Genomic DNA, 13,872 nt, shown 5'->3' with positions numbered 1-13,872 from the left:
CGCAGTCGCGGCCCGGCCAACGTCTCGATTTACTTCGATTATTTGAGAGAGTGTGAACATGAGTAGCCCACGGGTTCGCCGGATCGCTGACCGGATCAAGGTCATCGTGGCGCAGATGCTGGAGCGACGGATCAAGGATCCGCGGATCGGGTTCGTCACCGTCACCGACGTACGCGTCACCGGCGACAGTCAGCAGGCCACGATCTTCTACACGGTGCTCGGCGCCGACTCGGAGGCGGAGCTGGCCGGCACGGCCGCCGCGCTGGAGTCGGCCAAGGGGTTGATCCGCTCCGAGGTCGCCAAGCAGCTCGGCACCCGCACCGCGCCGACGCTGGAGTTCATCCACGACGCGCTTCCGGAGACCGCCCGCCACCTCGACGACGTGCTCGCGCGCGCCAAGGCACAGGACGACGCGGTCGCCGCTGCGCGCGGGGAGACCTACGCAGGTGAGCCGGACCCCTACAAGAAGCCTCGTGAGGCCGACGACTGGGACGAGGACGACGAGGAGTGAGCTCTCCTGTCGCCGGGCTGGTCATCGTCGACAAGCCCGCCGGGGTCACCTCCCACGACGTCGTCGCGCGCGTACGCCGCCTGGCCGGCACCCGCAAGGTCGGGCATGCCGGCACCCTGGACCCGATGGCGACCGGCGTACTGGTGCTGGGGGTCGAGCGGGCCACCCGGCTCCTCGGTCACCTGATGCTGACCGAGAAGTCCTATGACGCGACCGTGCGTCTGGGGATCTCGACCACCACCGACGACGCCGAGGGCGAGGTCGTCGCCGAGACGACCGCGACCGGTCTGACCGAGGACGAGGTACGCAGCGCCTTCGCCACCCAGGTCGGCGACATCCTCCAGGTGCCGACCGCGGTGTCGGCGATCAAGGTCGACGGCAAGCGGGCCTACCAACGCGTACGCGACGGGGAGCAGGTCGAGCTGAAGGCACGACCGGTCACGGTGCACGAGCTCACCGTCGGTGAGCTCCGGAGCGAGGGCGACGTGGTCGACGTCGACATCTCCGTGCGCTGCTCCTCGGGCACCTACATCCGGGCGATCGCCCGCGACGTCGGCGCGGCGCTCGGGGTCGGTGGACATCTGACGATGCTGCGTCGCACCGCGGTCGGACCGTACGACCTCGCGTCCGCGAAGACGCTCGACGAGCTCGCCGACGAGTTCGGTGTGCTGGGGCTCAGCGACGCGGCCAGAGCCGCCTTCCCGGCGTACGACCTGTCCGAGGAGCAGGCGCGAGACGTCCGCTACGGGCGCAAGCTCGGGCTCGGGCTCGACGGGCTGACCGCCGTCTTCGCCCCCGACGGGGAGTTCCTGGCGCTCTACGAGCCGGTCGGAGCGCAGAGCGCCAAGGCGGCAGCCGTCTTCGTGGGGTGAGCGACCACGGGCCCGCGAGCCCGGTGGGCGGTAAAGCCTGCGAGGATGCTGCTCTTGTGGAGCAGAACGGATCGGCCGAGACGCTACGGCTCACTGACGCGTGGTTCCGGCGCAACGGGCTCACCTACTTCGTTCCGGAGGAGCGCGATGCGGTGCGCGCGGCGATGCGGCCGCGGCGTACGGTCCGGATCGGTCTGGTGGTCGTGATCGTCGCGGTGGCAGCGGGCGTCGCGCTGGCGTGGGTGACCGGCGACGTCGGGGTCGCGCCGGCGCTGCTGCTGACCCTCGGCGGGGCCGCGGCCGGGTGGTACGCCCTGACCGCGATGCGGTTCCGGCCGATCCTGACCTGGGCGGTGGGACGTACCTTCGGATCGCTGCCACGGCTGCTGCCGATGGCCCTGCGTGCACTGCCCCTGCTGCTGCTCTTCATCACGTTCCTCTTCATCAACGCCGAGGTCTGGGAGATGTCGGCGAACCTCGACGCGGGTGCGTTATGGCTGGTGACGCTGCTGTTCGGTGGGTCAGCGGTGGCGTTCCTCCTGGTCCGGCTGCCCGAGGAGGTCGACCGGATCGACGACGACGTGGATGCCGAGTTCCTTCTCCGCACGTGCGCGCGTACGCCGCTGGAGACCGCATGCGCAGAGCTCGTCGAGGGCGCCCGCGACGGCGAGAGCACCGACCCGGCGGAGTTCGCCCATGTGTCCGGCTACGAGCGCTGGAACCTGGTGCTCGCGCTGCTCGTCATCCAGGCCACCCAGGTGCTGCTGATCGCGTTCGCGGTCTTCGCGTTCTTCCTGGTCTTCGGGGCGATCGTGATGACCGACGGCGTCCAGATGGGCTGGACCGGGCAGGAGTCCCTGCACAACCTGTCCTGGCTGCCCAACGTGTCAGGTGAGCTGGTCAAGGTGGCGCTGTTCCTCTCCGCTTTCTCCTCGCTCTACGTCACGGTCTCGACGGTCACCGACGAGATCTACCGCGAGCAGTTCTTCGGCACGGTGCTGCGCGAGATCGAACGGGCGGTCGGGATGCGCGCGGTCTATCTCGCTCTCCGCGCCCGCCAGTCGGCCCAGGTCCGATCCCAGTGAGCAACCACCGATATTCTGTCCGGGTGTTGTGGCGAAGTCTCAGTGAGGTGCCATCCGGTCTGGGCCGTACGGCCGTCGTGATCGGCAACTTCGACGGCGTCCATCTCGGGCATCAGCATGTGCTGCGCCGGGGGCGCGAGGTGGCGGACGCCAAGGACCTCACCCTGGTGGCGGTCACCTTCGACCCGCACCCGATGGCGGTGCTGCGGCCCGAGCACGCCCCCGGTGTGCTCACCACGATGGAGGAGCGCGCCGAGCTCCTGGTGGCGGCCGGTGCCGACGCCGTGCTCGCGCTGCCGTTCGACATGGAGATGGCCAACTGGTCACCCGACGACTTCGCCCAGCGCGTGCTCGTCGACGCGCTGCACGCAGAGGCGTGCGTGGTCGGCGCCAACTTCCGCTACGGCTGCAAGGCCGCCGGGGACGTGGCCGACCTGGTCGCCTACGGCAAGATCCACGACTTCTCCGCCGAGGGGATCCCGCTCGACGGCGGGCCCCAGGTGTGGTCCTCGACCTATATCCGTACGTGTCTGGCGACCGGTGACGTCACCGGCGCCGCCGAGGCGCTCGGCCGTCCCTACTCGGTCCGCGGCGTCGTCGTGAAGGGCGACCAGCGTGGCCGCGAGCTCGGCTTCCCGACGGCCAACGTGCCCACCGACTCGCTGACCGCGGTGCCGCCCGACGGCATCTACGCGGGCTGGCTGACGAGGCGCGACACCGGCGAGCGGTTCCCCGCCGCCATCTCGGTCGGCACGAACCCCACCTTCGAGGGCGTGGTCGGGCGCCGGGTCGAGTCCTACGTGCTCGACCGCGACGACCTGGAGCTCTACGGCGTCGAGGTCGAGGTCGCCTTCGTCGAGCGGCTGCGCGGCATGGTCGCCTTCGAGGGGATCGAGGCGCTCGTCGAGCAGATGCGCGCCGATGTGGTGCGAGCGCGCCAGATCCTTACCGAGCCGTAGACCCCGCGGCCTGTTCAGCGGGGTCCAGGTGCGGTTGAATTGTTGGCTATGGATCCCCACCCCACCCCAACGTCCGCCTACGAGACCGAGGTCGAGGCCGAGCGTCCCCGCGGCGGCATCCCGGCCTTCCTCAACGCGGTCCTGGTCACCGGTGGCCTCTGGGTCCTGCAGTTCCTCTCCGGCTCCGCGCCGTTCTCGACCTGGATGGAGGAGAACGGCACCGACTCGGCCGGCTGGGTGGCCGCGCTGCTCGGCGACCGGCTCACCTACTTCGGCGACGGCTCCTTCAGCGGGCTCTTCTCCGGCGACGACCTGGTGAACTCCGCCGTCCTCACCGGCACCGTCTTCGTGCTCACCTGGCTGCTGACCCGGCTCGGCACCATCGGCATCTGGCCGCGGGCGTTCTGGCCGGTGTTCCTCGGCTGCTGGTTCGCCGCGATCGTCGCCACCGCCGCCGGACAGGTCGCCGGGAGCCTCTACGCCTACCTCGCCGGCAACTCAGCGTCGTTCGTGGCCACGCTCGGCGAAGCGCTCGAGTCGGGTGCTGCGTACGGACTGACCTACGGGTGGGCGACCGGGTTCCTGATCGCGCTGATCTGGCTCGCGGTGCCGGGCAAGAGCGACGAGGTGGAGGAGTACACGCCGATGTCCTCGCTCATCTCCGGCGGATCCGGGGGCACTGGTGGTCCCGCGGGCCCCGGTGGTCCCGGTGGACCCGGCGGCCCTGGGGGAGCGCCGGGTGGCTACGGCCAGCAGCTGCGCGCCAGCGTCGCGGTGCCGACCGCCCAGACCCGCCTCGCGCCCGCCTCGCCGTCGGGGCGGCCCGTTCAGCCCGTCCAGGTGCGCACCTTCACCGGCCCCGTCCGGGGCTCCGGGCCGGCCGGCGACACGGCCGCCTGGAAGGACTTCGTGCGCGACGTACGCGGCCGGTCCTAGCCGAGCCCGGTCGCGGCCCGGGTTCAGGGCCGGCTCCTCGACGTCGCTGAGCTCTTCGGCGGCGCGCGGTGCAATGCTCTGGCAAGTAGTGCGCACTGCGTAGTAGTGTGCGAAGCATGGATACCACCCAACTGCTCAAAGGGGTGCTCGACCTGACCGTCCTGGCCGTTGTCGACGGCGAGGATGCGTACGGCTATGACATCGTCCGCAAGCTCCGCGACAGCGGGCTCACGGACGTCGGCGACGCTTCGGTCTACGGCACCCTGCGGCGGCTGTACGCCGCGGGCGCCCTGACCTCCTACGTCGTCCCGTCGGAGTCGGGTCCGCACCGCAAGTACTACGGCATCACACCTGCCGGGCAAGGCCAGCTCAAGCAGCAGAGCGAGGACTGGTCCCACTTCTCCACCACCGTCACCGAGATCCTCCGAGGGGCAAGCGCATGACGACCACAGATGCCGAGCCGAACGTCGCGCCGGAGGTGCGGCTCTTCCTGGCTCGCGTACGCCGCGAGCTCGACGACCTCGACCCGGAGGTGCTCAGCGACATCACCGACGGGCTCGAGGCCGACTTCACCGAGCTGGTCGAGGAGCGCGGTCCCGATGCGCTCGGGGACCCGGTCGAGTACGCCAAGGAGCTGCGGGCCGCGGCGGGCATCCCGGTAGGCGTGAAGGCACCTCGGGGGTTCGCGGAGCGGGTCGACGGGCTCCTCGATGCCGGCCACGACCGCTTCGACGCGGTGGTCGCCAAGCTCGGTGAGCTGCTGCGTACGGACCTGGGGCCGGTGGTCGCCTGGCTGCGGCCGCTGTGGTGGATCGTGCGTGCCTGGGCGGCCGTCTGGCTGGTCTCGGCGTTCCTCGGGTGGGAGATGTCGAGCGCCCCGGCGGTGGTACTGGTCATCGTCGCCGTGGCGATCAGCATGTTCGTCGGCGCCGGCCGGGTCTGGCCCGGTGGCGAGCGGGGGACCGCCGCCCGTGTCGTGGTCCTGGGGCTGAACGCCTTGGCAGCCTTCGTGCTCTTCCTGTGCTGGGCATCCTGGGGCGGGGGAGGGAGCGAGTACGACCGCGGCTGGAGCGACGGCTTCAACGAGGCCGGGGCCGGCGGCGGCTACGGCGCGCCGATCGACGAGCAGGCCGGGATCTACTCCGGCGGGAGGTGGGTCAGCAACATCTACCCCTACGACGCCTCGGGGAAGCCGCTGACCGGCGTCCAGCTCTTCGACCAGGAGGGAAAGCCGATCGACGTCGTCACCCAGCCCGACTGCACCTCGACGAGCGCCGCTCCGCTCCCGCCGGTCATCGGCGACGAGCTCGACATGGCCGAGGTCGTCTGCACCGACGAGATGACCGGTGAGCCGCTGCAGCCACGGATCTTCTACCCGTGGTCCAACGGTGCCGCGCAGCTCTACAACGTCTTCCCGCTGCCCAGCCGGGTCCAGCCGGACACCGCGCTCGACCCGAACGCGTTCGCGGACGGGAGCGAGAACGCACCGGCGATCCAGGAGCCGCCGCTGGCGACCGTACCGAAGGTGTCGCTGCCCGGGGTGACGACGAGCTCGCCGAGCGCATCTCCGAGCGCGTCCGCGGGTACCACTGTCAAGCCATGACCCGACCTGATGCAACCGATCCTGGTTCTCCAGCGTCGATCCAGATGGCGGAGAGACGAGGTGAGGGTGATGAAGCTGTGGTGGAGGTTGCGCCGGCTGGTGGCGCGCCTGGTGCTCGTGGCGTGATCCGGCGGCGATTCGGGGCGTACGCCGGCTCGCTGTTAATCTTCTCGGGTTGTCGACCCATGGGGGTCGGCGGCTCAAGCCGTGAAATCGGCCGCGGACCAAGAGTGCCCCGGTGAACAGGCCCGGGCGCGCCGCGCAACGAGTAGGCCTACGGGCCGGAAGGGAGCCTTCGCATGGCAGTTGGAACTGACGCGGAGACCAAGAAGAAGATCATCGCCGAGTACGCCACGACCGAGGGTGACACCGGCTCGCCGGAGGTGCAGATCGCGCTGCTGTCGCACCGCATCTCCCACCTGACCGACCACCTCAAGGAGCACAAGCACGACCACCACAGCCGTCGTGGTCTGCTGCTGCTCGTCGGCCAGCGCCGCCGCCTTCTCAACTACCTTCAGAAGAAGGACATCGAGCGCTACCGCTCGATCATCGAGAAGCTCGGCCTTCGTCGTTGATCTCCTGATCTTCGTAAGCGGCGGGCCGCCCCACACCGGGGCGGCCCGTTCGCCTGTTTTAGGGAAGGTTGGGCCCACAGCGGGGTTCTTGGGGCGATTCTGATCGATCTCGGATGAATCAGGCGCAGTGTTGAGACCGTGCATCGACAGATTGCGGGCAAACTGACCGGGCCGAAGACCAAGTACGTCGTGGTGGTGTTCTGGCTGCTCGCCGTGGTCGCCCTCGGCGGGTTCGCCGGGAAGCTGACCGAGGTGCAGAACAACGAGGCCAGCTCGTGGCTGCCGGAGTCGGCGGAGTCGACCCGCGGCTTCGACAAGATGAGCCCCTTCCAGAACCCCAACGCGATCCCCACCACGCTCGTCTACACCTCGACCACCACCACCGGAGCCGACCTTGCCGCCGTCGCCTCGAGCGACATCGCCGAGCTCAGTGGTCTCGAAGGGGTCGAGGGCGAGATCGAGCCGCCGCTGTTGTCCGAGGACGGCGAGGTCGCCCAGCTCACCGTGACCTTCGACCTCGGTTCGGACGGCTGGAACAAGATGCCCGACCTCGTCGACGAGGTCCGCGGGATCGCCGACCACGACGGCGTACGCCTGCACGTCACCGGCCAGGGTGGCTCCGCGGCAGACGCGGCGGAGGCGTTCGGCGGCATCGACACGACGCTGCTGCTGGCGGCGCTCACCGTGGTCGTGATCATCTTGCTGTTCGTCTATCGCAGCCCGGTGCTCTGGCTCTTCCCGATCGTCTCGGTGGTGGTCGGCCTGGGCGTGACGATGGGCCTGGTCTACTTCCTGGCGAAGGAGGCAGGGCTGACCGTCAACGGCCAGAGCCAGGCCATCTTGAGCATCCTGGCGATCGGTGCCGGCACCGACTACGCCCTGCTGCTGGTCTCGCGCTACCGCGAGGAGCTGCGCAACTTCGAGGACCGTCACGACGCGATGGCGCATGCCCTGCACCGTGCCGCTCCGGCGATCCTCGCCAGCGCCGTGACGGTCGCACTGGCCATGCTCTGCCTGACCTTCGCGGAGATGAACTCGACCTCGGGGATGGGGCCGGTCGTGGCCGTCGGGATCGGGGTGACCTATCTCGTGATGGTCACCCTGCTGCCCGCTCTGCTGGTCATCTGCGGCCGCTGGGTCTTCTGGCCGAAGCGTCCGGCGTACGGGTCGGTGGACCCGACCGATACCGGACTGTGGGCGAGGGTCGGCCGGATGGTCTCGGTCCGGCCGCGCAGGGTCTGGGTGGTGACGACCGGCATCCTGCTCCTCGCCTGCCTCGGCCTGTTCCGGCTCGACGCCAACGGACTGGCATCGGACGAGACCTACACCAAGGAGTTCGACTCGATCACCGGCCAGCAGGTGCTGATCGACCACGAGATGGCCGACCAGTCCAACCAGTTGCTCGTGGTTGCCGACGCGGCGGCGCAGGAGCAGGTGCAGCAGGCGCTCGACGGCGTCGACGGGCTGGTGCCGACCGCGACCCCGGCGGGGGAGATGGTGAGCTTCCCGCTCGGCCCGCCGCAGGACGGCGTCGTCGCGATCGCGGCGGTGGTGGACGCGGACGTGACCTCGCCCGAGGCGTACGACATCGTGGCCGCCGCACGGACGGCGGTGCAGGACGTGGACGGCTCGGGCGCGCTGGTCACCGGGACCTCGGCGATGATGTTCGACACCCTCGAGGCCAGTCAGCGCGACAACCTGGTGATCATCCCGATCGTCCTGCTGGTCGTGCTGCTGGTGTTGATGGTGCTCCTGCGGGCGCTGGTCGCCCCGCTGATCCTGCTCGGCACGGTGATCCTGTCGTTCGGGGCGGCGCTCGGCATCTCGGTCCTGCTCTTCGAGTTCGTCTTCGGCTTCGCCGGCACGGACCCGGGGTTCCCTCTGTTCGCCTTCGTGTTCCTGGTCGCGCTGGGCATCGACTACAACATCTTCCTGATGACCAGGGTGCGTGAGGAGTCGCAGGTCCTCGGCACCCGGGCTGGGGCGCTCGTCGGCCTGACCTCGACCGGTGGCGTGATCACCTCGGCGGGCGTCGTCCTCGCCGCGACCTTCCTGGTGCTCGGCTCGCTGCCGATGGTCTTCCTGGCAGAGATCGGGGTGACCGTCGCGCTGGGGGTCATGCTCGACACGATGATCGTCCGCTCGATCCTGGTCACCGCCATCAACCTCGATGCCGGCGATCGGATCTGGTGGCCGAGCCGTCTGGCGAAACCTAAACAAGAGTAAGTTGGTCATGTTAATATCCCGGCATGACGTCCCCAGGTCTGAACCGACGCACCTTCCTCACCACTGCGGCGCTCGGGGCGGCAGCTGTGGGCGCCACCCAGGTCACTGACTCGGTGACGGCCAGTGCCGCCGCGGGTTCTCCGGCGATCCTCAAGCCGCTGCCCGCCGAACGGTTCATCGACTACGGCACCAACGCCGAGACCCGCTGGGACTCGGTCGACCCGCGCCGCTACCTGACCCCGCAGGCCGACCTCTTCGTGCGCAACCACACCGCGACCCCGCGGATCGACCCGGAGACGTACGAGCTGGAGATCTTCGGCGACGGGCTGCGCGACGCGGCCGGCGTCCGGCTCACTCTCGACGACCTGAAGGCCTTCCGGCACGTCGAGACGACCTCGGTGCACGAGTGCACCGGGAACGGCCGCAGCTTCTTCGTCACCCAGCAGGGCCAAGAGGTCAGCGGCACCCGGTGGACGCTGGGCGCGGTGGGTGCGGTCCGCTGGAAGGGCGTACGCCTGGCCGACGTCCTGACCGCCGTCGGCATCCGTCAGGACGCGGTCTCGGTGCAGGCGAGCGGGCTCGATGCGAACTACGTGGACAAGGGGGTCGACTACGGCAAGGTGCGGCGCCCGTTCCCGATCGAGAAGGCCTTCGACGACGCCCTGCTCGTCTGGGGCGCCAACGGTGAGGACCTGCTGCCCGACCACGGCTTCCCGCTGCGGCTGCTGCTGCCCGGCTGGATCGGCATCGCGAGCATCAAGTGGCTCGGCTCGCTGGAGGTGTCCACGAGCGTGCTGACCTCGCCGTGGGACACGAAGTGGTACAACGTCGACGGCCCGCTCACCGTCAACCCGGTCCGCTCCGCCCTGGAGCTCGAGTGGAACGCCGAGATCCCGGCTGGTGACCGGATCGTGCTGAGCGGCCGCTCCTGGTCCGGCAAGACGCCGATCGCGCGGGTCGAGATCAGCACCGACGGGGGAGAGACCTGGGCGCGGGCGGTTCCGCACGCCCCGGGCCGTCCGACCGGCGGCCACGGCCTCGGCTGGGCGCAGTGGGACCACACCTGGCGCAACCCCGAGCCGGGGGCGTACGAGATTCTCGTCCGGGCCACCGACCGTGCCGGCCGCACCCAGCCCGACGTCGCCGCCCACAATCCCGGCGGCTACCTCTTCGACGCCGTCGTACGCCACCCCGTCACCGTCGTGTGATGCCCCGCCGGGGGCACGCGCGTGCCTCCGTTCCGCATTTCGGGCAGGGGACGGATAGGCTGAGCGATGAGTGCTAGCGCCAGCCGCGCGGGCACTCGGAAAATGGAACACATCACCAGGAGCGGCCCGCCCGTCCGGCTCGGTCCTCGGTAGTGATTCCCAGGTCCGTCGCGGACCTGAGGGTCTCGATCGAAGACCGGCCCCGTGCACAACGAGTGCACACGCCCGGCGCGGGGGCGCTCCGAGACCTAGACAAGGACGAATCCTTGACTGAACCAGTCATCACTGCCGTCGAGACGACCATCGACAACGGCAAGTTCGGCACCCGCACCGTCAAGTTCGAGACCGGGCTGCTCGCCCGGCAGGCCGCGGGTTCCGTGACCGCCTACCTCGACGACGAGACGATGCTGCTCTCGGCGACCACCGCCTCCAAGCAGCCGAAGGACCACTTCGACTTCTTCCCGCTCACCATCGACGTCGAGGAGCGGATGTACGCCGCGGGCAAGATCCCCGGCTCTTTCTTCCGTTCCGAGGGTCGCCCGGGCGAGGACGCGATCCTCACCTGCCGCCTGATCGACCGCCCGCTGCGCCCGACCTTCAAGAAGGGTCTGCGCAACGAGGTCCAGGTCGTCATCACCGTCATGGCGCTCGACCCCGACCAGCCCTACGACGTGCTCGCGATCAACGCCGCGTCGATGTCGACCCAGCTCTCCGGCCTGCCGTTCTCCGGCCCGGTCGGCGGCGTGCGCGTCGCCCTGATCGAGGGCCAGTGGGTCGCCTTCCCGACCCACAGCCAGCTCGAGAACGCCGTCTTCGACATGGTCGTCGCCGGCCGTGTCACCGACACCGGCGACGTCGCGATCATGATGGTCGAGGCCGAGTCCACCGAGAAGACCTGGGACCTGGTCCAGTCCGGCGCCCAGGCGCCCACCGAGCCGATCGTGGCCGGTGGCCTCGACGCCGCCAAGCCGTTCATCAAGCAGCTGGTCGAGGCTCAGGCCGAGCTGGCCAAGCAGGCCGCCAAGCCGGTGCAGGACTACCCGGTCTTCCTGGACTACCAGGACGACGTCTACGAGGCCGTCGAGGCCACCGTGGGTGCTGACGTCACCGACCTCTACAGCGTCAAGGGCTCGCGCGAGCGCGTCCTGACCAAGCTGGAGCGCGAGGAGGAGGGCGACCGGATCAAGCTCGCCCTGCTCGAGAAGCTCGGCGCCCAGTTCGAGGGTCGCGAGGGCGAGATCGGTGCGGCGTACAAGGCCATCACCAAGAAGGCCATCCGCACCCAGGTCCTGCGCGACAAGGTCCGCATCGACGGTCGTGGCCTGGCCGACATCCGTCCGCTGCACTCCGAGGTCGGCGTGATCCCGCGGGTCCACGGCTCGGCGCTCTTCGAGCGCGGCGAGACCCAGATCCTGGGTGTCACCACCCTCGACATGCTCAAGATGGAGCAGCAGCTCGACACGCTCTCCCCGGAGAAGCACCGTCGCTACATGCACAAGTACATCTTCCCGCCGTTCTCCACCGGTGAGACCGGCCGCGTGGGCTCGCCCAAGCGTCGCGAGGTCGGCCACGGTGCGCTCGCCCGCCGCGCGCTCCTGCCGGTGCTCCCGAGCCGCGAGGAGTTCCCCTACGCGATCCGCCAGCTCTCCGAGGCGATGGGCTCCAACGGCTCCACCTCGATGGGCTCGGTCTGCGCCTCGACGATGTCGCTGCTCAACGCCGGTGTCCCGCTCAAGGCTCCGGTCGCCGGCATCGCGATGGGTCTGATCTCCGGCGAGATCGACGGCGAGACGAAGTACGTCGCGCTGACCGACATCCTCGGTGCCGAGGACGCCTTCGGCGACATGGACTTCAAGGTCGCCGGCACCTCGGAGTTCGTGACCGCGCTGCAGCTCGACACCAAGCTCGACGGCATCCCGGCCGAGGTCCTCGCCCAGGCCCTCAACCAGGCCAAGGACGCGCGTACGACCATCCTGGACGTCATGCACGAGGCCATCGGCGGCGTCGAGGAGATGGCTCCGACCGCTCCGCGGATCATCACCGTGAAGGTCCCCGTCGACAAGATCGGCGAGCTGATCGGGCCCAAGGGCAAGGTCATCAACCAGATCCAGGACGACACCGGCGCCCAGATCTCCATCGAGGACGACGGCACGGTGCTCATCGGCGCGACCGACGGCGGCGCCGCCGAGGCCGCCCGTGCCGCGGTCAACGCGATCGCCAACCCGACCATGCCCGAGGTCGGCGAGCGCTACCTCGGCACGGTCGTGAAGACGACCAACTTCGGCGCGTTCGTCGCCCTGCTCCCGGGCAAGGACGGCCTGCTCCACATCACCAAGCTGCGCGCCCTCAACGGCGGCAAGCGGGTCGAGTCGGTGGAGGACGTCGTCGAGGTCGGCCAGAAGATCCAGGTCGAGATCGCCGAGATCGACGACCGCGGCAAGCTCTCGCTGGCCCCGGTGCTCGAGGAGGAGGCTCCTTCCGAGGACGCTCCTGCGGAGACCGCCACCGAGGCCGCAGACGAGGAGTGACCTTGGCGTCACGCACCACCCGGGGGACCGGTCGACACGCAGGTGTCGGCCGGTCCTCCGGCTATAACCAGGAGCCCGGCACCACCGTCACGCTCGAGCAGACCGAGGTCAACGGCGCGGTGACATCGCTCGTACGCCGCACGGTCCATCCCTCGGGCCTGCGGATCGTGACCGAGCAGATGGCCGGGGTCCGCTCGGCCGCCATCGGCGTCTTCATCGGCGTCGGGTCCCGCGACGAGACCGCGCGTCAGCACGGCTGCTCCCACTTCCTCGAGCACCTGCTGTTCAAGGGCACCCCGTCGCGTACGGCCCTGGAGATCTCCTCCTCGATGGACCGCGTCGGCGGGGAGTTCAACGCCTACACCGCCAAGGAGTACACGTGCTTCCACGCGCGGGTGCTCGACGTCGACCTGCCGCTGGCGATCGACGTCGTGGGCGACATGCTGACCTCCTCGCTGATCACGGAGGAGGACGTGGAGGCCGAGCGGGACGTGATCCTCGACGAGATCGCGATGCACGACGACGACCCCGACGACGTGATCCACAACCTCGTCTCTGCGCAGGCGTGGGGCGCCGAGACACCGCTCGGGCGCGGCATCGCCGGCACGGAGTCCTCGATCACCGCGCTGACCCGCGAGGAGATCAACGACTTCTACCAGGCGCACTACGTGGCGCCCAGGATGGTCGTCTCGGTCGCCGGCAACCTCGACCACGACGAGGTCGTGGCGATGGTGGAGAAGGCGTTCTCCGGCTCCGGCTTCCTGCGGGGATCGGCCGCGCCGGTGCCTCCGCGTGAGGGATCGCCGCTCGAGGTCGCCCCCGGCGAGGTCAGCGCCCAGCGGCCGCTGGAGCAGGTCAACGTCATCCTCGCCCGTGAGGGTCTGCAGCGTGGCGACGACCGTCGCTTCGCCTTCGAGGTGGTCAACACCGCCGTCGGCGGCGCGACGTCCTCACGGCTCTTCCAGGAGGTCCGCGAGCACCGGGGCCTGGCCTACTCGGTCTACTCCTACGCCTACAGCCACGCCGAGACGGGTCTCTTCGGGGTCCAGGTCGGCTGCCTGCCGGCCAAGCTCGACGAAGTCCTCGAGGTCGTACGCTCCGAGCTGGCCGCCGTCGCCCGCGACGGCATCACCGCCGAGGAGCTCGAGCTCGGCAAGGGCCAGCTGCGCGGCGGCCTCGTGCTGGGCCTGGAGGACTCCGCCTCCCGGATGTCCCGCATCGGCCGCGCCGAGTTGGTCCACCGCGAGCTCTACTCGATCGACGAGGTGCTGGCACGGATCGACGCGGTCACCCTGGACGAGTGCCGTGACGTGGCCGCCGAGATCCTCACCCGGCCGGAGATCCTGGCGGTAGTGGGACCGGCCTGACG

The 13,872-nt window shown here is 69.6% G+C and carries 12 protein-coding genes; all 12 read left to right on the top strand.

All coding sequences use genetic code 11. The features are described from left to right. Positions 1–58: 58 nt before the first annotated feature. The 12 genes from rbfA (at position 59) to ACW14X_RS04955 (ending at position 13,870) form a co-directional block, all read left to right on the top strand. Positions 59–511, top strand: coding sequence for a 30S ribosome-binding factor RbfA (gene rbfA / locus ACW14X_RS05010; RefSeq protein ID WP_160024423.1), 453 nt, complete (start codon positions 59–61; stop codon positions 509–511). After that, the gene (gene truB, locus ACW14X_RS05005; RefSeq protein WP_160024422.1) at positions 508–1,383 is read left to right on the top strand and encodes a tRNA pseudouridine(55) synthase TruB; all 876 of its coding nucleotides are present in this window, start codon (positions 508–510) and stop codon (positions 1,381–1,383) included. The genes rbfA and truB overlap by 4 nt, the downstream gene beginning before the upstream one ends. A 56-nt stretch (positions 1,384–1,439) precedes the next feature. Further along, positions 1,440–2,468 (top strand): hypothetical protein, encoded by a 1,029-nt coding sequence (locus tag ACW14X_RS05000; RefSeq protein WP_350844113.1) that lies wholly within the window; start codon positions 1,440–1,442, stop codon positions 2,466–2,468. A 26-nt stretch (positions 2,469–2,494) separates the two neighbouring features. Continuing rightward, positions 2,495–3,427: a bifunctional riboflavin kinase/FAD synthetase gene (locus tag ACW14X_RS04995; protein ID WP_160029005.1), complete on the top strand. Its 933-nt coding sequence runs from the start codon at positions 2,495–2,497 to the stop codon at positions 3,425–3,427. A gap of 48 nt (positions 3,428–3,475) precedes the next feature. Next, positions 3,476–4,363 carry a hypothetical protein gene (locus ACW14X_RS04990; protein ID WP_457164910.1) on the top strand — a complete coding sequence of 296 codons (888 nt, stop codon included), beginning with the start codon at positions 3,476–3,478 and terminating at the stop codon, positions 4,361–4,363. Positions 4,364–4,479: 116 nt separating this feature from the next. Then, complete coding sequence (locus tag ACW14X_RS04985; protein WP_045548854.1) at positions 4,480–4,806, top strand: PadR family transcriptional regulator; 327 nt, start codon at positions 4,480–4,482, stop codon at positions 4,804–4,806. Next, entirely contained in the window at positions 4,803–5,966 is a 1,164-nt protein-coding gene (locus ACW14X_RS04980; RefSeq protein ID WP_457164909.1) for a hypothetical protein, read from the top strand. The genes ACW14X_RS04985 and ACW14X_RS04980 overlap by 4 nt, the downstream gene beginning before the upstream one ends. Positions 5,967–6,265: 299 nt before the next feature. Next, a complete protein-coding gene (gene rpsO, locus ACW14X_RS04975; protein ID WP_008363208.1) occupies positions 6,266–6,541 on the top strand; it encodes a 30S ribosomal protein S15 in 276 nt (91 codons plus the stop codon). Positions 6,542–6,679: 138 nt separating this feature from the next. Further along, positions 6,680–8,767: an MMPL family transporter gene (locus ACW14X_RS04970; RefSeq protein WP_160024418.1), complete on the top strand. Its 2,088-nt coding sequence runs from the start codon at positions 6,680–6,682 to the stop codon at positions 8,765–8,767. Between the two features lie 23 nt (positions 8,768–8,790). After that, positions 8,791–9,975: a molybdopterin-dependent oxidoreductase gene (locus ACW14X_RS04965; RefSeq protein ID WP_457164908.1), complete on the top strand. Its 1,185-nt coding sequence runs from the start codon at positions 8,791–8,793 to the stop codon at positions 9,973–9,975. A 266-nt stretch (positions 9,976–10,241) separates the two neighbouring features. Next, positions 10,242–12,503 carry a polyribonucleotide nucleotidyltransferase gene (locus ACW14X_RS04960; protein WP_160024416.1) on the top strand — a complete coding sequence of 754 codons (2,262 nt, stop codon included), beginning with the start codon at positions 10,242–10,244 and terminating at the stop codon, positions 12,501–12,503. Next, positions 12,500–13,870: a M16 family metallopeptidase gene (locus ACW14X_RS04955; RefSeq protein ID WP_457164907.1), complete on the top strand. Its 1,371-nt coding sequence runs from the start codon at positions 12,500–12,502 to the stop codon at positions 13,868–13,870. The genes ACW14X_RS04960 and ACW14X_RS04955 overlap by 4 nt, the downstream gene beginning before the upstream one ends. Positions 13,871–13,872 lie beyond the last annotated feature (2 nt).

The organism is Nocardioides sp. YJ-D4 (assembly GCF_054031495.1).
This window is presented reverse-complemented; position numbering and strand designations above follow the sequence as displayed.

Excerpts from the sequence above, each read along its gene's own strand:
- rbfA (WP_160024423.1), top strand. The coding sequence starts at position 59 with ATGAGTAGCCCACGGGTTCGCCGGATCGCTGACCGGATCAAGGTCATC.
- ACW14X_RS04990 (WP_457164910.1), top strand. The coding sequence starts at position 3,476 with ATGGATCCCCACCCCACCCCAACGTCCGCCTACGAGACCGAGGTCGAG.
- ACW14X_RS04985 (WP_045548854.1), top strand. The coding sequence starts at position 4,480 with ATGGATACCACCCAACTGCTCAAAGGGGTGCTCGACCTGACCGTCCTG.
- ACW14X_RS04980 (WP_457164909.1), top strand. The coding sequence starts at position 4,803 with ATGACGACCACAGATGCCGAGCCGAACGTCGCGCCGGAGGTGCGGCTC.
- rpsO (WP_008363208.1), top strand. The coding sequence starts at position 6,266 with ATGGCAGTTGGAACTGACGCGGAGACCAAGAAGAAGATCATCGCCGAG.
- ACW14X_RS04965 (WP_457164908.1), top strand. The coding sequence starts at position 8,791 with ATGACGTCCCCAGGTCTGAACCGACGCACCTTCCTCACCACTGCGGCG.